The organism is Arthrobacter sp. BI5, assembly GCF_056680065.1.
The window spans coordinates 3,727,227-3,745,448 of record NZ_CM155264.1 but is presented as its reverse complement, the minus strand read 5'-3'; the positions used below and the strand labels follow the sequence as shown (position 1 = coordinate 3,745,448).

The window sequence follows — 18,222 nt, the reverse complement described above, 5'->3', positions numbered from 1 at the left end:
CTCATCGAGTACGAAATCATATACGATGACTATCGCTCATAAGCTGCGGATCGTCAACCCCTTTAAAGGGCACCGGCGATCCTGGGGTGTAAGAACACCCGTGCTGACGCTCCTGCCCAGTTGCTGCTGACCGCACCTTCTGCGCGCACAGGATGCGCCGGAATGCCGCGGGGTTCTTGCGTGGAGGCGGGGCCGCGGGCCGAGTAACTGGGCAGGAACGCTGCGCCCCGTGACACGGCTCGACGGCGGGCGTCGTAGGTTCCCGTTGGGTAGTCCACTTCGAGGTGTGACTGCTGGGCGTAGCGGCCGGCCGGTTTGGGCAGCCGCCCCGGCAGCGGCCCTAGTTGCTCAGCTGCGGAGTGAGCTTAACCGAGTCGCCGGCGATGTCCAGCCGGGTGGTGAAGCTGAAATCATGGACCGTGTTCAGTTCCGTGACCGCCCCGGTGAAGAGGTCCACCTGCCGTGCCTTGATCCTAGCCTTGCCGTCCAGCGGCGCGACAACCCAGCGGCCGCCGAAGGGCTCGACGCTGACGGCAGGGTAGTCGGCGATGCTCCAGTCGATGGTCCCGTCCACCACCCGGTTGTTGGTGGCGTGGTAGAACGGGCAGTCCGGCTGAAGCCGCTGCTGTTTGTCGGCCTGCGCCGCGCAGGTATCCAGGAACTCCTTGACCTTGGCGGTGACGGCGTCCTTGAGCCCCTCGGTGGCCTGGGTGAGCAGGTTCAACGGAGCCGAGGGCATGTCCCGGCTGGAAACCGTTGCCCGGGTCGCGGGGGCGGCGAAGAACTTGCCGTTCAAGGACGCCTCGTACTCACCGGGGTAGAACACGGCAAAGGTGTTCCGGCCGTTGGGCATGTTCACCGGAACGCCGTTAAGGGAGGCCTGGTTCGAGTTTACGACGGTGACATCCAGCACCGGGAGCGCGGCCGGAACGAAGGACCAGTCGTGGAAAAAGAGCCACTGTGTGCCGGAGCGCTGGAGCAGGAATTCGGTGTGCAACCGGCTCCCGCCGAGGGTGTAGTCCATCGGAACCATAACCTGGTTGCCGCCCCGGTCCTCCGCGTTGCCGAATTTCACATCCGAGATCCCCGCGGCCGCAGCCTTCAGCGCCTCGCCGTCCAGCATCGCGGGGTTGCTTTGCGGCACGGAGGCTTTCAGCAGGCCCAGGGCCTTCTCGCCTTCGCCCTTCTGCAGCGCGTCCAGATATTCGCGCACGGGCTGCTGGGGGCTGGCGATCGAATTGTTCACCAGATTGATGGCGACGACGGCGCCGGCCACGGCGAGCATCAGGCCCAACAGCCACACGGCTGCAATCCTGACCAACGCCTGACTCATCTGCACGTACCTTACGTTACCTGCACGCCCGTTGATTACCGGTCTTCAGGACGCCCGCTGTGATGGGCACCATCACCGGCGGACCGGCGGACCGGCGGACCGGCGGACGGCCGGACGGCCGGCGGGTGTGCGGGGCGGCTAGCGCCTGCGCCGCCGGGAAGAGGTGCCGAAGACGCCGCGGAGCAGCTCCCGGCCGATCTGGGTACCCAGCGAACGGGCCATGCTCTTGAGCCCGCCGCCCAGCGCCCCGCCCAGCGCGCCGGCGAGGTCTCCGGCCATGCCGCCGCCGGTTCCCTGCGACTGCGGGGCGCGCCGCTGCGGGGTACGGTCCGGTTCGGGCGTCGGCGCTGTGCGGCTGCTGGGGCGGCCCAGGATCTCTTCCTCGATCCGGCGGGCGTCCGCGTCGACGGCGTCGGGGTCCAGTCCGGTTCCGGGTCCCGAACCGGTGGGGGAGCCGGCCGCGGGGCCGGTCGGTGCGGCCGCCCGGCCTGCGAGCTTTTCGTAGGCGGAGACGTTGTCCACGGCCGTGCCGTACTTGGCGAGCAGGGCGGAGCCTGCCACGGTGCTGGAAATCAGCGCATCGTCGCTGGGGCCCATCACGGACTCCGGCGCCCGCAGCCGGGTCAGGGCCACCGGGGTGGGAGCGCCCTTCTCATTCATAACTGTGATGACGGCCTCGCCGATTCCGGCCGAGGTGAGCGTCTCTTCGAGGTCGTAGTCGCTGACCGGAAAGGTCGACACCGTCGCCCTGAGCGCTTTGGCGTCCTCGGGGGTGAAAGCCCGCAGGGCATGCTGGACCCTATTGGCCAACTGGCCCAGGACATCCGCCGGGACATCCTTGGGCGTCTGCGTCACGAAGAAGATCCCCACGCCCTTGGAGCGAATCAGCCGGACCGTGGTGGTGATCGCGTCGAGGAAGGCCTTGGAGGCGCCGTTGAACAGCAGGTGCGCCTCGTCGAGGAAGAACACGAGCTTCGGCTTGTCCAGATCGCCCGCTTCGGGAAGGTCCTCGAACAGGTCGGCGAGCAGCCACATCAGGAAGGTAGAGAACAACATGGGCTTGGTCTGCAGGGTAGGCAGCTCCAGGCAGGTCACGACGCCGCGGCCGTCGGGGGCGGTCCGCAGCAGTTCAGCGGTGTCGAACTCCGGCTCGCCAAAGAACTTCTCCATGCCCTGCGCCTCAAGCGTGATGAGTTCGCGGAGGATGACGCCGGCGGTCGACTTTGAGAGGCCGCCAAGGTTCTCCAGCTCGTCCTTGCCCTCCGCCGAGGTGAGGAACTGGATGACCGCGCGGAGGTCTTTCAGGTCGATCAGTTCAAGGTTGTTCTTGTCCGCAAAGTGGAAGACCAGCTGCAGGCTGGACTCCTGGGTCTCGTTGAGCTCCATCACCCGCGACAGCAGGATGGGGCCAAAGGAGGTGATTGTGGACCGCACCGGGATGCCGGCCCCGTCGCCGCCGAGGGCCAGGAACTCCACCGGGAACGTCTTCCCGGACCAGGCCTGGCCGATGCTGTCGGTGCGGGCCTTGAGTTTGTCCGAGCCGGCGGCGGCCGTGGCGAGGCCGGAAAGGTCGCCCTTGATGTCCGCGAGGAAGACCGGGACACCGGCGGTGGAGAGCTGCTCGGCCATCATGTGCAGGGTCACGGTCTTGCCGGTACCGGTGGCGCCGGCCACCAGGCCATGCCGGTTCATCATCGCCAGCGGCAGCCGGACGGGCGCGTCCTTGCGGAGTTCGCCGTCGACGATCGCGGCCCCCAGCTCGATCGTGGGTCCCTCCAGGGTGTAGCCCTTCTGGATGGTGGCGACTTTATCTGCAGTGGATTTGATGGCCATGCCGCTAGCTTAGCCGGGTCCGCCAGCGCGGACCCGGCATCGGCCAGTGTTTATTTGCGGTTCATTTGTGGGCCTGGCGGGCGCCGCTATTCGGCGAGGGCCTTGAGCACTTCCTTCGCCACGTCCTCGCTGGACTGCGGGTTCTGGCCGGTGATGAGGTTGCCGTCGCGGACCACGTTGGAGCTCCAGGCGGCCCCGTTTTCAATGACCGAACCCTTCTCCTTGAGCACGTCCTCAACGAACCACGGCGTGTTCTCGCCGGTGCCGCCGCCGAGCTCCTCCTCGTTGGTGAACACGGTGAGGCGGCGCCCCGCGAAGGTGAAGGTTCCGGCGTCGTCGACGGCGCTCAGCAGGCCGGCGGGACCGTGGCAGAAGGGGGCGATGACCTTGCCGGCCGTGTTGGCCTCGACCAGCAGCCGGCCGAGGTCCGCGTCCTCGAACAGGTCTGCCATCGGGCCGTGGCCGCCGGGCATCACGATCGCGTCGTACCCGGCAAGGTCGACATCGGCCAGCACCAGCGGCGAGGAGAGCTCGCCATCGATGCCGCCGATGTACTTGCGGAAGCCGTCGGCGCGGTCCTCGCCGCCGGCGGACTCTGCCGCCAGGCTGACCTCGTCGACCGTGGGCTTGGCGCCGCCCGGGGTGGCGATGCTGACGCTGTGTCCGGCGCCCTTCAGGGTCTGGTGCGAGACCACGAGTTCCTCGGCCCAGTAGCCGGTGGGGTGCTTGCTGCCGTCGCGCATGGTGAGGGAATCGGCGGCGGATACGACCATCAGGATGTTAGCCATGTTTTTGCTCCTGTTCTGCCGGCCACGGGGCCGGCCAAGGGATGGGGTGGGGATGGTTGGTTTGCTAGCGTGCGGCTTTGAGCTCGGCAAAGGTGGCGTCATCGAGGACGACGCCGGCGGCGGCCAGGTTCTCTTCGAGGTGCTTGACCGAACCGGTGCCCGGGATCGGCATCATCACAGGGGAGCGGCGCAGCAGCCAGGCGAGAGCCACCTGGGAGGTGGTGGCGCCGAGCCGCGTGGCGGCCTCGTCCAGCGGGCCGCCCGGCCGGGCAAGTTCGCCGGCCGAGATGGGGGCCCACGGGATGAAGCCGATGCCGTGCTCTTCAGCGTAGTTAAGGACATCTTCGGAGCTGCGGTCCGTCAGGTTGTAGCGGTTCTGCACCGTGGAGACAGTGAAGTACCGGCCGGCCTGCTCAAGCTCCGCCACGCTGACCTGGGACAGGCCAAGGGCCTTGACCTTGCCCTCCTTCTGCAGGTCGCGGAGCACGCTGAACTGCTCTTCCGGGTCGACCTTGGGGTCAATACGGTGCAGCTGCAGCAGGTCCAGGGCCTCGACCTTGAGCTTGCGCAGGCTCAACTCCGTCTGCTGGCGCAGGTATTCGGCGCGGCCCAACGGCACCCATTCATCGGGGCCGGTGCGGGTGAATCCGACCTTGGTGGCGATCTTCAGGCCGTCCTTGTAGGGATGCAGGGCCTCGGCGAGGATCTCCTCGCTGATGTTTGGCCCGTACGAGTCTGCGGTGTCGATGAAGTCGACGCCCAGTTCGACGGCCCGCCGGACGACGGCGATGGCCGCGTCCCGGTCGGCTGGTTCGCCCCAGACGCCGTCGCCGACGATGCGCATGGCGCCGAAGCCCAGCCGGTGGACTGTTCCCAGGTCCTTCAAATCGATCGTTGCGGATGATTCCGGATGCTGCGAGTTGTCGTGGCTCATAAGGGCGGCAACCCACTAAGGGTGCTGAGTATTCCTGCCGGGCAGTCTTGCCGGCGATTCCGGCCGCGCAGAAATAAGCCGGGCCCCGGCGCCGTTGGCATCAGTGTGCGCCGGCCGGAGTCCGGCGCGGCAGACGAAATTTTCCAGACACCATGCTCCGCTACGAAAGGCCGGCTTTTCCGTGACTGTTCCGCTTTCCATCCTTGACCTCGCAATCATCGGCAAGGGCCAGACGGCGGCAGAAAGCTTCGCCGGAAGCGTGGCCATGGCGCAACGCGCCGAGGAGCTGGGCTACCGCCGCATCTGGTACGCCGAGCACCACAACATGTCGTCCATCGCGTCCTCCGCCACAAGTGTGCTGATCGCCCATGTCGCGGCCCACACCAAGAGCATCCGGCTCGGGGCCGGCGGCGTGATGCTGCCCAACCACGCGCCGCTGACCATCGCCGAGCAGTTCGGCACGCTTGAGACCCTGCACCCGGGCCGGATCGACCTGGGCCTGGGCCGCGCCCCCGGCAGCGACCAGAACACCATGCGGGCCCTGCGCCGGGATCCGATGAGCGCGGACAGCTTCCCGCAGGATGTCCTGGAACTGCAGGGCTACCTGACCGGCCCCACCCGCATCCCCGGCGTGGAGGCAACCCCCGGCAAGGGCACCAATATCCCGCTTTACATCCTGGGTTCATCATTGTTCGGGGCGAAGCTGGCCGCCCAGCTGGGCCTGCCCTACGCGTTTGCTTCGCACTTCGCGCCCAACGCCCTGCAGGACGCCGTGGCCCTCTACCGCCGCGAATTCCGGCCCTCCGAGCAGCTGGACGCCCCGCACGTGATCGCCGGCGTCAACGTGATCGCCGCGGATTCCGCCGCCGACGCCCAGGAGATGTTCCAGGCCACCAAGCGCGCCCGGGTGTCGCTGTTCTTCGGCAACGGCCGCGTCTTCAGCGACGACGAGGCGGACATGATCCTGGACTCGCCGCAGGGCCAGCACATGGCGCAGATGATGAAGTACTCCGCCGTGGGCACCCCGGCCGCCGTGCTGGACTACCTGGACGAATTCGCCGCGCACGCCGACGCCGACGAGCTGATCGTCGCGCACCAGAGCGCCGGCGTCGAGGACAGGCTGCGTTCGGTGGAGCTCCTCGCGGAGGTCGCCGGGCTCGCCCGGGTCTGAACCGGAGGGCGGCTACTCGCAGCCGACCCCGTCGCCGTCGCCGTCGAATTTGCTGCTGAAACCGGGCTGCCCCTGCCGGATGGGGGCGGCGCCGGCAGCCCGCACCGCGGTGCAGTTTGCGTAGTACACCGCGGCAGGCGCAGGCGCCGGCCGTGCCGGGAGCGTGGCCGGGGCTTTCGGCGCAGGCGGAGCCGCCGGTGCCGGCGCCGGGGCGGCCGGTTGCTGGCTGGCGGGGACCACGGCATCCGGGCAGCCGCCCAGGATCCGCGCCATGGCGTCATGCTCGGCCGCGGTGACCCAGAGTGCGTAGCTGGCCTTGACCGAGATCTGGCGTGCCACGTAGTCGCAGCGGTAGGCCTTGTTCGGCGGCAGCCAGGTGGCGGCATCGCCGTCGCTCTTTCGCAGGTTCGCCGGGCCGTCCACCGCCAGAAGATTGAGCGGATCGTTGGCGAAGGCGAGCCGCCGGGCCGGGCTCAGCCGCTGCGCGCCCTTCTGCCAGGCGTCACTGAGCGCCACGACATGGTCAATCTGGACGGCGCTGCTGGTGCTCGCGCCGCGAAGGAAGGCGATGAGCTTCCCGGTGTAGGGGTCCTTCAGAACGCCGGAGAGCACCACACAACCCCGGGTCCCGGGTTTGAGCGCTTCCGCCGTCAGGTCGCGCCGGAGCACGTCGTTGCGGGTGTCGCAGCCGTTGCGGTCGACGTCGGCCCAGGCCTGGCCGAACTGGTCACGGGAGTAACCGGTCTTGGGTGCCCTGCCCTTGACCGGGAGCGTCGACAGCACGTCGAGGGCCTTGCCCGCGAAGGCCGGTTGCCGGTGCGCCGGCGCCGTAGTTTGGGCGGGGGCAGTCGCAGCTTTGGCGGCCGCCGCCCTGGATGCGGCAGTGGGGGGTGGAGTGGCCGCGCCGGCGGGGCCCGAGGGGGACGTCGCCATTCCGCTGCCTGCCGGGACGGCGCAAGAGGTCGAAGCCGCCAGCAGCAGTCCGGCAACACCGCAGGCAATCCAGTCGACGGCGCCGCCGAGCGAGCCCTTCTTGCGCAATTCTTCCCCCCGCTGCCTGCCTGGTTTCCGGACCCTTTTTGGCCTTTCCCAGCTTAGGGCCGGCCGCTGCCCGGGCCGTCCTGCCACGCCGTTGGGCCGGCACCGGGCCGGCCTTGCGCGGCCCTGCGCGGCCGGGCAGCGCCGGGGCGGCCCATCCGCGGAGCACATTGGGGGCCTCCGGGCCGTAGAAATTTACGGCAAGGCCCGGCACACTGGGACTTGATCGTCTCGACGGCGTTGCCGTTGCGGGTGGCTGGCTCAGAGCCGCCCGGTTTAGTTCCCATGCCCTGTTCGGACAACTGCGGACCCGAGGATCTCCATGACACCTCATGCTGAGCGGAAAAGACCGGCCCTTCGACCCTCCCGGCGCGTCGTCCTGATGTCCGTCGCGGGCCTCGCGGCAGTGGGCATCTGGCTCGGTTCGACCGTCGCGTTGCGCGGTGCGCCGCCGGGGCCGCTTCCGCACGCTGACGGCATCATCAGCATCGAGACGGACAACCCGGTGAACAAGTTTGACGGCCACCGTGCCATGGGGGTCGGCGTCGACGGCCTCGAAGAAAACGAAATCGACCGGGTCTGGTCGGCCCGGAATGTGGAAGCCATGAAGTCGGCCGGGTTCGGGCCGGTGAGTTACCGCCTGCGCACCGAATTGGGCGTCAAGGCGTGGCATTGGAACCCGCGGGGGACCTGGAGCCAGCCGGACAAGCAACAGGGGTACTGGACGTCCTCCTCCGACCCTGTGGAGGACTACGGGGTCTCATACGGCTACCGTCTTCCCCGGCGCGGCAACACCATCGATCAAGGCAAGAACAGTGGCCACTCGCGCCTCAACGACGGTGACGTCGAGACATTCTGGAAGTCCAACCCCTATTTGGATTCCCACTTCACCGGTGAACCCGACAGCCTCCATCCGCAGTGGATCATGGTCGAATTCCCGCAGGCTTTGCCGATGGACACCGTCCGCCTCGACTGGGGTACGCCGTATGCCACCAGCTTCAAGGTGCAGTACTGGGTCGGCCGGGATGCACGCTTCCCCGTGGACAACGGCAACTGGCGGGATTTCCCGCAGGCCGCGCAGCGGGGGACCGGGGGGTCCCAGACGGTGCGGATCGCATCCAAGCCGGTCAGCGCCCAGTACGTGCGCATCCTTTTCACGGCGGACTCGGACACCGACCCTGCCGGGTCCCGCGACATCCGCGACCGGCTCGGGGTCGCCGTTCGCGAACTCTACATCGGGCAGCAGCAGGCGGGTGCGTTCGTCGACCACGTCCGGCACCGGAAGTCGCATCGGCAGACGGTCATGTGGACCTCGTCGACGGACCCGTGGCACAGCAAGGATGACATCGACAAAGACTATGAGCACGCCAGCTTCGAGCGGCTTTTCGCCAGCGGGATTACCAAAGGCGAGCCCATGATGGTCCCGGTTCCCGCCCTGTACGGAACGCCCGAGGACGCCGCCGCGCTGGCCCGCTACCTCGGCAAACGCGGCTACCCCGTCCAACGGATTGAGATCGGCGAGGAACCTGACGGTCAGCTCGCCCAACCGGAGCATTACGGGGCGCTGTACGTCCAGATGGCCGCCGCCATGAAGGCCGTAAACCCGTCGCTGGAGTTCGGCGGCCCGGGCTACCAGACCACGCTGCCGGACTGGGTGCACTGGCCGGACGACAAGGGGGTCCGGTCCTGGACCGGCCGCTTTGTCTCCTACCTGCGGCACCGCGGGGCGATGGCGGACTTCGATTTCTTTTCCTTCGAGTGGTACCCCTTCGACGACGTCTGCGCCAATCCCGCCGGGACCCTGCCCCAGAACCCGGAGCTGCTGAGGCAGCTCCTCAAACGCCAGGCGGATGCCGGCCTGCCGGCCGAGGTGCCCAAAGTCATCACCGAGTATGGCTATTCCTCGTTTGTTGGGCAGGTAGAGCTGGAGTTGCCCGGCGCCATGGTCAACGCGGAAACGGCCGCCTTGTTCCTGGCGATGGGCGGAGAGAGCAGCTATTTCTACGGAATAGAGCCGAACTGGGTCTTCCAGGACGAGGTGGGCGAGAAATGCGACACCCGGGGCAACCTCATGATTTTCCAGTTCTACGACGAATGGAAAATCCGGCCCGTGGCCGGCTACCAGGCAGCCAGGCTGGTGAACCACACCTGGCTGGAGGCCGGCACGGGCAGCCACACGATGTACAAGACCACCAGCGATGTGCGCAACGCCAAGGGCCAGGACCTGGTGACCGCCTATACGCTCCGCCGGCCCGACGGCAAGCTCAGCGTGATCCTGTTCAACAAGGACCCCCAGCGGGCCATCACGGTCCGGCTGATGCAGGACGGCGGCGGTGAATCCCAGCCGGTTGAGGGCAAGCTTGAGCTGGACCAGTATTCCGCTGAGCAGTACAAGTGGAACCCGTCCCACGGCCGGGGCAACGGGGGACACCCGGACCCCAATGACCCGCCGGTGAGCACCACCATCGGCACGGACAGGCATGCCACCATCACGCTGCCGCCCTACAGCATCTCCGTGGCAACAGCCCCGGGCTGAGCGGCGGCCGAACCCGCCGGCGTCGGGCCGTTCTCCGGCGGGACCCGGCCTCAGGCGAGGAGCAGCGCCACCCCGATCATGGCGGGGACGGCCACCACCGTGGTGATCAACACGGTGTCCTTGGCGACAACGAGCCCGGTCCGGTAGCGGTTGGCCACCACGAAGACGTTCTGCGCGGTGGGCAACGCGGACGTGACGACCACGGCGAAAAGAGCCTGGTCCTGCAGGCCGAGCGCGAACCGGGCGAAGAGGTACGCCAGCGCCGGGTGGACGATGAGCTTGAAAGCGCAGGCCAGCAGGGTGTCGGTCCGGCGCCGGGCCGAGGCGTGCAGCGGGCGCGACCCGTTCAGGCTCATGCCGAAGGACAGCAGCATGGCCGGGATCGCGGCGCCGCCGATCAGGTGGATGGGCTGCAGTACCAATTCAGGAATCTGCCAGCCCGTCCCGGCCACCAGCAGGCCCAGCCCGGAGCCCACAATCATCGGGTTCCGGAGGATCATCAGGACGAAACTGAGCGGTGTTGTCCGGTGGGCGCTGGTGGTGGCGTCCAGGACCATGAGGAACAAGGGGGTGAAGAAGGCCAGCTGGAAGATCAGCAGGGGTGCCACATAGCTGGCGTCGCCCAGCACAAACACGGCGATCGGGATGCCGAGGTTGGCGGAGTTGGCCAGCGAGGCGCTCATGGCGGACACCAGGGCTTCCGGCAGCGGGCGCTTGAGCAGCAGACGCACCACACCGAAGTAGAGGGCAGCGGTGGCGATGGCACCCACTGCGGTCACCAGCAACGGCGCGGCGAAGACGTCACCGAGCCTGGCTTTGCTGAGGGTCTCGAACAGCAGGGCCGGGCTGGCCACGAAGAACGTCAGCGCGCTGAGGACGGAGCGGGCGTTGTCGCCCAGGATGTTTCGCCGGCCAACGAACATGCCGACCAGGATGATGCACCAGACAACGAAAAAACCGGCCAGGACGCCTAGCACGCGGCTGTCCGGGGCAGCGCGGGCGGGGGAAGGATGACGGACACCGTCCCACAATAATCAGATTTTTCCGCTACCCCGTCAGGGCTGGCAGCGGGACGACATGATTGCTCAGGCATGCCGGGGACGCCCCGGGGGCGGAGGTGTCAGTTCAGGGTGGCGTTGTTCAGCGCGTGCGGTGGCCGGAGCAGTCCGGCGGTGTAGCCCTCTGCGGGGTCGCTCCCGATCTGGATTACCTTGTTGTCCCTGTCCACATGGACCACCTTGGGGGTGTAGGACTGGGCCTCTTCCGTGGTCATCTGGGCGTAGGTAATCAGGATGACGATGTCGTTTTCGTGCATCAGGTGCGCGGCAGCGCCGTTGATGCCAATGACGCCGGAGCCGCGCTCGCCGGCGATGGTGTACGTCTCGAGCCGGGCCCCGTTGGTGACGTCGACGATCGCGACGAGTTCACCGGGCAGGATGTCGGCGGCCTCGAGCAGGTCCAGGTCCACGGTGACCGAGCCGACATAGTGGAGGTCCGCGTGGGTGACCGTGGCGCGGTGGATTTTGGACTTGAACATTGTGCGATTCATAACTTATTCAGTGTAGCGCCGGCAACGGAGCCGCGCTGTGAGCTAGGAAACACCGGCGTCGGACTTCAGGCGGCGGGAGCGATGGACGCGGCGGTCTCGGCGAGGATTTCGCGGGCCGCGACGATCGCCGGGCGTTTCGCGCTGGAACGGCGCACGGACGTGAAGACGGTGCGGTGGGGGTTGCCCGGGAGGTCAATCAGCTGCGCCGTGGTGCCCCGGCCGGTCCAGACCAGGTCCGGCATCAGCGCCACCGCGTTGCCCGATTCGATCAGCCGGATCTGCGCCTGCAGATCGGCGGTCTCATAGCGCACATCCGGCTCGAAGCCGGCACTGCGGCAGGCCTGTTCGGCCCAGTGCCGGGATGCCGCACCCCGGGGCTCCATCACCCAGGCCAGCCCTGCGGTGTCGGCGAGGGAAGTGACGGCGGGACGGTCCGGGGACGCGGGCGGGACCGCCAGCCGGATCGCATCGCCGGTCAGGCGGAGCCGGTCCAGCTCGGCGTAGCGGGGTGCCGCATGGCCCGGATACTGTTCCGCGATGACCAGGTCGAAATCACGGGCCCAGGTTTCATGGAGGGCCGTTTCAGGCTCCCGCTGGATCATCTCGATCCGGACCTCCGGGTAGCTGGAGGACATCCGGGTCAGGGCGTCGGGCATCAGGGCCAGTGCGGCGGACTGGAAAACGGCGATCCGCACCGTCCCGGTCACGGTGGTCATTGAGGCCGCGAGGTCGGCCTCCGCCTGCTCCAGGGTCTCCAATAGCTGGGCGGTATGGGCCACCAGCACCTCGGCCTGCGGAGTGAGCTGCACCCGGCGGCCCGTCTTCCGCAGCAGTGCGACGCCGGCTTCCTTTTCCAGCAGCGCCAGCTGCTGGGAGACGGAGGAGGGGCTGTACTGCAGTGCCTCGGCGACCTCGGCGAGCGTGCCCCGGATTTTGAGTTCGCGCAACAGACGCAGCCGCCGGACGTCGAGCATCGCTATTCCTTTGTGAATTCTAATGGTTATTGATTAGGAGAATTCACTTTATCTAATGCAATCCGGCTTGCATACTGTTGTCACCGAGTTACCCCCATCACAGGGTGGATTGATGGGCGCCACTTCTGACCAGGAGACCCTGATGAGCACCAAAGATTTAACCAAGTCGATCATGCGGCGCAAGCCCATCGATGACATTGAGGAAGAAAACAAGCACAGCGGCCTCTTTAAGAGCCTGGGGCTGTGGCAGCTGACGGCCATCGGCGTCGGCGGCATTATCGGCGTCGGCATCTTCTCGCTGGCCGGGCTGGTGGCCCACGGAAGCGAGAGCGAACCCGGCGTCGGCCCCGCCGTGCTGTTCTCGTTCCTGATCGCCGGCCTTGCTTCCGCGGCCGCGGCCCTGTCCTACGCAGAGTTCGCGGGCATGATTCCCCGGGCTGGTTCGGCCTACACCTACGGGTACGTGGCGCTGGGGGAGGTGATTGGCTGGTTCATCGGCTGGGACCTGCTGCTGGAATACATTGCCATTGTTGCCGTGGTGGCCATCGGCATTTCCGGGTACTTCGACGCGTTCCTCTCCGGCATCGGCATCCACATGCCCGTCTGGATGACGTCGACGTTCGATGAAGGCAAGGGTGGTGTCGTCAACATCCCCGCCATTGCCGTCTGCCTGCTCGTGACCTGGATCCTCTCCCGCGGCACCAAGACGTTCGGGCGCTTCGAGCTCGTGGCCGTCGCCATCAAGGTCGTCCTGATCCTGTTCATCATCGGGCTGGGCATCTTCTACATCAACACCAATAACTACAACCCGTTTATGCCCAGCGGCTTCGGCCCGGTGCTGGCCGGCTCCGCGACCGTGTTCTTTGCCGTGTTCGGCTATGACGCGATGAGTACCGCGGCGGAGGAAGCCACGGACGGCAAGAAGCACATGCCGAAGGCGATCATCCTGTCCCTGATTGTGGCCATGCTCCTGTACGTCGCCGCGACCCTGGTGCTGACCGGGATGCAGAACTACCAGGACATCGATCCCAAGGCCGGCTTCGCCTCCGCCTTCAACGGGGTGGGCCTGCCGGTGATCGCCACGATCATCTCTGTCTTCGCCGTGCTGTCCATCCTGACGGTCATGCTGACCTTCCTGCTGGGTGTCACCCGGGTCTGGTTCTCGATGAGCCGCGACGGACTGCTGCCGGGCTGGTTCGCCAAGACCGACCGCCACGGCACCCCGCAGCGCGTCACCTGGATCGCGGGCGTGGCCTCGGCGGTGCTGGCCGGAGTCTTTCCGATCAAGGCCGTCGCGGACCTGACGAACATCGGTATCCTGGCCGCGTTCGTCGTCGTTTGCCTCTCCGTGATCATCTTCCGCTACAAGAAGCCCGACGCGCCGCGCACCTTCCGGCTGCCCTTCATGCCGGTGGTTCCACTTTTCGGCATGCTCGCCTCGGCGTTCCTCATGTTTCAGCTGCACTGGGAGACGTGGGTCCGTTTCGGCGTCTGGCTGGTGGTGGGGCTGGTCATCTACTTCGGTTACGGCCGCAAGCACTCGTTGATGAACCCGGACAGCCCGCGGCACGAAGAGGCCGTGGAACTGCACCGCCACGTCGGCTGACTCCCCACGCTCCCTCACGTTTAGCAGCCATATTCCGGACGCTCCCTCAGGTCCGGCCCGATTTCGGCGAACCCTCCCTCACCTCGTGAGGGAGGGTTCGCTGGTTAGGGGCAGGAGCTGAGGGAGTGTCGCACCGGTAGGTGCCGGAAGTGGGGGCGGGCCGCCGAAAGATGCGATTTTCCTAACCAGTATTGCTCAGAAAACATCGCTTTATCTTATGAAAATCCAGTCGCATACTGATTCAAGAACGGTCCACATATTGAGAAAGAACGAGTGCCACCATGACCAACACCTCAACGGAATCCGGCCTGAACACCGGCACGTACGCGGGCAAAGACGCCACGCACGCCGCCGTTTCGGAAGGCTCGCCCGTGCTTGAGGCTGCAGCCCTAGCCGAGGAGACCATCGCGTTGGTCCGCCGCTGGCTCACCGCGGCAGCCCAGGTCCCCGTTGACGCGTCCGCCGCGCAGCTCGCCGGTGTTTTGAAGGACCCTAACGGCCTGGACTTCACCGTCGGATTCGTCGACGGCGTCGTACGCCCAGAGGACCTCCGGGTCGCCGCCCGCAACCTCGCCGCCCTGGCCCCCAAGGTCCCGGCCTTCCTGCCGTGGTACATGCGCAGCGCCGTCCGCGTTGGCGGTGCCGTGGCCCCGGTACTGCCGCAGGTGGTCATCCCGGTTGCCCGCCGCGTGCTGCGCGAAATGGTCGGCCACCTCATCGTCGACGCCACTGATGCCAAGCTTGGTCCCGCGATTGCAAAGATCCGCAAGGACGGCATCAAGCTGAACGTTAACCTCCTCGGCGAAGCCGTGCTCGGCGAACACGAGGCCTCCCGCCGGCTCGAGGGCACGCACACCCTGCTCGCCCGGCCCGATGTGGACTACGTCTCGATCAAGGTTTCCTCCACCGTGGCCCCACACTCCGCCTGGGCCTTCGACGAGGCCGTGGAGCACGTGGTCGAAAAGCTCACCCCGCTCTTCGCCCGCGCCGCCGCGTTTGCCGCCGGCGGGCAGAAGGCCAAGTTCATCAACCTGGACATGGAGGAGTACAAGGACCTGGATATGACCATCGCGGTCTTCACCCGGATCCTGGACAAGCCCGAGTTCAAGGACCTTGAGGCCGGCATCGTGCTGCAGGCCTACCTCCCGGATGCCCTGGCCGCGATGATCCGCCTGCAGGAGTGGGCCGCGGCCCGCCGCGCCGACGGCGGCGCTGCGATCAAGGTCCGCGTGGTCAAGGGCGCCAACCTGCCGATGGAACAGGTCGAAGCCTCCCTGCACGACTGGCCGCTTGCCACCTGGGGCACCAAGCAGGACTCGGACACCAACTACAAGCGCGTCATCAACTACGCGCTGCACCCCGACCGGATCCGCAACATCCGGATCGGCGTCGCCGGCCACAACCTCTTCGACATCGCCTTCGCCTGGCTGCTGGCCAAGCAGCGCGGCATCGCGGATACCGCCCAGCAGGGCATCGAGTTCGAGATGCTGCTGGGCATGGCGCAGGGCCAGGCCGAGGCCGTCAAGCAGGACGTCGGCTCGCTCCTGCTCTACACTCCGGTGGTCCACCCGGCCGAGTTCGACGTCGCGATCGCCTACCTGATCCGCCGGCTCGAAGAGGGCGCCAGCCAGGACAACTTCATGTCCGCCGCCTTCGAACTCAGCGACAACGAAACCCTCTTCGAGCGCGAGAAGCAGCGTTTCCTCGCCTCCCTCGCCAAGCTCGACGACGAGGTCCCGGCCCCGAACCGCCGGCAGAACCGCGCCCTCCCGGCCGCGCCGATGCCGCACGACGCCTTCGAGAACACCCCGGACACCGACCCGTCGCTGCCGGCCAACCGCGACTGGGGCCGCGCCATCCTGGGCCGGGTGGCGACGTCCACCTTGGGCAACGCCGCGGTCGAGGCCGCCACCATCGACGACGAGGCCACCCTCAACGCCGTCATCGACACCGCCGTGGAGAAGGGCAAGGCGTGGGGCGCGCTCTCCGGCGCCGAGCGTGCCGCGATCCTGCACCGCGCCGGCGACGTGCTCGAATCACGCCGGGCCGACCTCCTCGAGGTGATGGCCAGCGAAACCGGCAAGACCATCGACCAAGGCGACCCCGAGGTCAGCGAGGCTGTCGACTTCGCGCACTACTACGCCGAATTGGCCCGCAAGCTCGACGACGTCGACGGCGCCACCTTCGTGCCGGCGAGGCTCACCGTGGTGACGCCGCCGTGGAATTTCCCGGTGGCCATCCCGGCCGGCTCCACCCTCGCGGCCCTCGCCGCGGGCTCCGCCGTCGTGATCAAGCCCGCCAAGCAGGCACGGCGCAGCGGCGCCGTCATGATCGAGGCGCTCTGGGAAGCCGGGGTACCGCGCGACGTGCTCACCATGGTGCAGCTGGGCGAGCGGGAACTCGGCCAGCAGCTGATCTCCCACCCCGCCGTGGACCGCGTCATCCTCACCGGCGGCTACGAGACGGCCGAACTGTTCCGTTCCTTCCGCAAGGACTTGCCCCTGCTGGCCGAAACCAGCGGCAAAAACGCCATCATTGTCACCCCCAGTGCCGACCTGGACCTGGCGGCGAAGGACGTGGCGTACTCCGCCTTCGGCCACGCCGGCCAGAAGTGCTCCGCGGCTTCGCTGGTGATCCTGGTGGGGTCCGTTGCAACGTCCAAGCGGTTCCACAACCAGCTGATAGACGCCGTCACCTCGCTTAAGGTCGGCTACCCGGAGGACCCGGCCAGCCAGATGGGCCCGATCATCGAACCGGCCGGCGGCAAGCTGCTCAACGCGCTGACCACCCTCGGCGAGGGCGAGGCCTGGGCTGTGGAACCGAAGCAGCTGGACGAATCCGGCAGGCTTTGGAGCCCCGGCGTGCGCCACGGCGTCCGGCGCGGGTCCTACTTCCACCTCACCGAGTTCTTCGGCCCGGTCCTCGGCGTGATGACTGCCGCCACCCTGGAGGAAGCCATCGCGATCCAGAACCAGATCGAGTACGGCCTGACCTCCGGCCTGCACTCGCTCGACTCGGATGAACTGGCACTCTGGCTGGACACCGTCCAGGCCGGCAACCTGTACGTCAACCGCGGCATCACCGGCGCGATCGTGCAGCGCCAGCCCTTCGGCGGCTGGAAGAAGTCCGCCGTGGGTGCCGGGACCAAGGCCGGCGGCCCCAACTACCTCGCGGGGCTCGGCGACTGGGCCAGCAAGCCCAGCACCGCCGCCGAAGCCGGGCAGGCCCCGGCGCCGCTGCACTCCGGCGTGCGCCGGATCGAGGACGCGGCCAGGGGTTTCCTGACCGCCGAGGAACTGGCCCCGCTGCAGCGCTCACTGGCCTCCGACGCCCGGGCCTGGGCCGAGGAGTTCGGCACCGCCAAGGACGTCTCCGGGCTGAGCGCCGAACGCAACGTCTTCCGCTACCGCCCGTTGCCGGTCACGGTGCGGCTCGCCGCCGGAAATCCGCTCGGCGAACTGGTCCGGGTTGTTGCCGCCGGCGTCCAGGCGGGATCGCAGCTCACGGTGTCCAGTGCGGTCGAACTGCCCGCACAGCTGCGCGCCGTGCTGTCCGGCCTGGGGATCGCGGTCACCGTGGAGGACGACGCCGACTGGCTGGCGTCCGCAGCCCGGCTCGCCGGGGCCGCGAAGCTGTCCGTGACGCGGATCCGCCTGATCGGCGGGGACGCGACGGCGCTGGCAGAGGCCACCGGGGGCCGACCCGACCTGGCCGTCTACGCCCATCCGGTCACGGAGGCCGGGCGGGTGGAGCTGCTGCCGTTCCTGCACGAGCAGGCCGTCAGCATCACGGCACACCGGTTCGGCACCGCCAACCACCTCTCGGACGGCCTGATCTAGCTGCTTCGGGCGCCTCTAGCTGCTTCGGGCGCCGGGCCGGCCCCGGGGATCCCGGGGCCGGTCTCCGGCAGTTCCAGGGCAAACAGCATCGCCGCCGTGTCCGCGCTAAAGAGCGGGCACGGCGGCGATTGCCGTTGGATCAAGTGCGGTGCGGGCCGCGGCTCTTAGCCGAGGTACCAGCCCGGCGGCGCCCAGGACGCCGGAACGGCGTGCGCGGAGAAGTCTTCGCATCCCGAGCAGAAGTAGGTGACCTCGCCCAGCCGACTCACGGTCCCATCCCGGCGGTGTTTGGCGGGTACGAACGTCTCCAGGTAAACGAACTCGTCCGTCCCGCAGCGCTCGCAGTAGGGGATGCCGACGAAGTCATCGTCAGTCCGGGCGGGGGCGGGGTGTGCATCAAGCCGGCCGAGGGCGGCGTGCGGCACGCCCTCGAGGCGGGGCGATCCCGCGAGCGGCCGGGCGGCCTTCAAGGGCCGGGCGGACCTGACCGTTGGGCGGGGGCGGTTTATGGCTGGCGTCATTGCTGGCCTATCCCGAACGCCGGGTGCCGTCGCCGCCGGGCAGCAACAAGGACGAGCGTTCGTTTGTCGAATAGTGGTGGCGGGCCTCTGCTTGACCTTC

13 protein-coding genes are annotated in these 18,222 nt (G+C 67.7%); 4 read left to right on the top strand and 9 right to left on the bottom strand.

Features of this window, described 5'->3' with window-relative positions:
• Positions 1-340: 340 nt before the first annotated feature.
• The 4 genes from AC1MED_RS17340 to AC1MED_RS17325 all read right to left on the bottom strand — a co-directional run bounded on the left by AC1MED_RS17340 (position 341) and on the right by AC1MED_RS17325 (position 4,888).
• Complete coding sequence (locus AC1MED_RS17340; RefSeq protein ID WP_479784665.1) at positions 341-1,333, bottom strand: hypothetical protein; 993 nt, start codon at positions 1,331-1,333, stop codon at positions 341-343.
• A gap of 138 nt (positions 1,334-1,471) precedes the next feature.
• The gene (locus AC1MED_RS17335; RefSeq protein ID WP_479784664.1) at positions 1,472-3,166 is read right to left on the bottom strand and encodes a helicase HerA-like domain-containing protein; all 1,695 of its coding nucleotides are present in this window, start codon (positions 3,164-3,166) and stop codon (positions 1,472-1,474) included.
• 86 nt (positions 3,167-3,252) lie between these two features.
• Positions 3,253-3,954: a type 1 glutamine amidotransferase domain-containing protein gene (locus AC1MED_RS17330; RefSeq protein ID WP_479784662.1), complete on the bottom strand. Its 702-nt coding sequence runs from the start codon at positions 3,952-3,954 to the stop codon at positions 3,253-3,255.
• 64 nt (positions 3,955-4,018) lie between these two features.
• Positions 4,019-4,888 carry an aldo/keto reductase gene (locus AC1MED_RS17325; RefSeq protein WP_479784660.1) on the bottom strand — a complete coding sequence of 290 codons (870 nt, stop codon included), beginning with the start codon at positions 4,886-4,888 and terminating at the stop codon, positions 4,019-4,021.
• Positions 4,889-5,069: 181 nt separating this feature from the next.
• On the opposite strand from AC1MED_RS17325, the gene AC1MED_RS17320 reads away from it, so the two are divergent.
• Positions 5,070-6,059: an LLM class flavin-dependent oxidoreductase gene (locus tag AC1MED_RS17320; RefSeq protein ID WP_479784658.1), complete on the top strand. Its 990-nt coding sequence runs from the start codon at positions 5,070-5,072 to the stop codon at positions 6,057-6,059.
• Between the two features lie 12 nt (positions 6,060-6,071).
• On the opposite strand, the gene AC1MED_RS17315 is transcribed toward AC1MED_RS17320, so the two are convergent.
• Positions 6,072-7,100 (bottom strand): GmrSD restriction endonuclease domain-containing protein, encoded by a 1,029-nt coding sequence (locus AC1MED_RS17315; RefSeq protein ID WP_479784656.1) that lies wholly within the window; start codon positions 7,098-7,100, stop codon positions 6,072-6,074.
• Positions 7,101-7,419: 319 nt separating this feature from the next.
• On the opposite strand from AC1MED_RS17315, the gene AC1MED_RS17310 reads away from it, so the two are divergent.
• Positions 7,420-9,633, top strand: coding sequence for a discoidin domain-containing protein (locus tag AC1MED_RS17310; RefSeq protein WP_479784654.1), 2,214 nt, complete (start codon positions 7,420-7,422; stop codon positions 9,631-9,633).
• A 50-nt stretch (positions 9,634-9,683) separates the two neighbouring features.
• On the opposite strand, the gene AC1MED_RS17305 is transcribed toward AC1MED_RS17310, so the two are convergent.
• The 3 genes from AC1MED_RS17305 to AC1MED_RS17295 form a co-directional block, all read right to left on the bottom strand.
• Positions 9,684-10,610 (bottom strand): AEC family transporter, encoded by a 927-nt coding sequence (locus tag AC1MED_RS17305; protein ID WP_346959339.1) that lies wholly within the window; start codon positions 10,608-10,610, stop codon positions 9,684-9,686.
• A gap of 143 nt (positions 10,611-10,753) precedes the next feature.
• Positions 10,754-11,182, bottom strand: coding sequence for an aspartate 1-decarboxylase (panD, locus tag AC1MED_RS17300; RefSeq protein WP_479784652.1), 429 nt, complete (start codon positions 11,180-11,182; stop codon positions 10,754-10,756).
• 65 nt (positions 11,183-11,247) lie between these two features.
• The gene (locus AC1MED_RS17295) at positions 11,248-12,156 is read right to left on the bottom strand and encodes a LysR substrate-binding domain-containing protein (RefSeq protein ID WP_479784651.1); all 909 of its coding nucleotides are present in this window, start codon (positions 12,154-12,156) and stop codon (positions 11,248-11,250) included.
• A gap of 142 nt (positions 12,157-12,298) precedes the next feature.
• Here AC1MED_RS17295 and AC1MED_RS17290 point away from each other — a divergent pair, with 142 nt between their 5' ends.
• Entirely contained in the window at positions 12,299-13,762 is a 1,464-nt protein-coding gene (locus AC1MED_RS17290) for an amino acid permease (RefSeq protein ID WP_346959430.1), read from the top strand.
• Between the two features lie 281 nt (positions 13,763-14,043).
• Positions 14,044-17,601 carry a bifunctional proline dehydrogenase/L-glutamate gamma-semialdehyde dehydrogenase gene (locus AC1MED_RS17285; protein WP_479784649.1) on the top strand — a complete coding sequence of 1,186 codons (3,558 nt, stop codon included), beginning with the start codon at positions 14,044-14,046 and terminating at the stop codon, positions 17,599-17,601.
• A gap of 164 nt (positions 17,602-17,765) precedes the next feature.
• Here AC1MED_RS17285 and AC1MED_RS17280 read toward each other — a convergent pair whose 3' ends face one another.
• Positions 17,766-18,122, bottom strand: coding sequence for a hypothetical protein (locus tag AC1MED_RS17280; RefSeq protein WP_346959343.1), 357 nt, complete (start codon positions 18,120-18,122; stop codon positions 17,766-17,768).
• Positions 18,123-18,222 lie beyond the last annotated feature (100 nt).

Excerpts from the sequence above, each read along its gene's own strand:
- AC1MED_RS17290 (WP_346959430.1), top strand. The coding sequence starts at position 12,299 with ATGAGCACCAAAGATTTAACCAAGTCGATCATGCGGCGCAAGCCCATC.
- AC1MED_RS17330 (WP_479784662.1), bottom strand. The coding sequence starts at position 3,954 with ATGGCTAACATCCTGATGGTCGTATCCGCCGCCGATTCCCTCACCATG.
- AC1MED_RS17340 (WP_479784665.1), bottom strand. The coding sequence starts at position 1,333 with ATGAGTCAGGCGTTGGTCAGGATTGCAGCCGTGTGGCTGTTGGGCCTG.
- AC1MED_RS17295 (WP_479784651.1), bottom strand. The coding sequence starts at position 12,156 with ATGCTCGACGTCCGGCGGCTGCGTCTGTTGCGCGAACTCAAAATCCGG.
- AC1MED_RS17335 (WP_479784664.1), bottom strand. The coding sequence starts at position 3,166 with ATGGCCATCAAATCCACTGCAGATAAAGTCGCCACCATCCAGAAGGGC.
- panD (WP_479784652.1), bottom strand. The coding sequence starts at position 11,182 with ATGAATCGCACAATGTTCAAGTCCAAAATCCACCGCGCCACGGTCACC.
- AC1MED_RS17280 (WP_346959343.1), bottom strand. The coding sequence starts at position 18,122 with ATGACGCCAGCCATAAACCGCCCCCGCCCAACGGTCAGGTCCGCCCGG.
- AC1MED_RS17310 (WP_479784654.1), top strand. The coding sequence starts at position 7,420 with ATGACACCTCATGCTGAGCGGAAAAGACCGGCCCTTCGACCCTCCCGG.
- AC1MED_RS17285 (WP_479784649.1), top strand. The coding sequence starts at position 14,044 with ATGACCAACACCTCAACGGAATCCGGCCTGAACACCGGCACGTACGCG.
- AC1MED_RS17325 (WP_479784660.1), bottom strand. The coding sequence starts at position 4,888 with ATGAGCCACGACAACTCGCAGCATCCGGAATCATCCGCAACGATCGAT.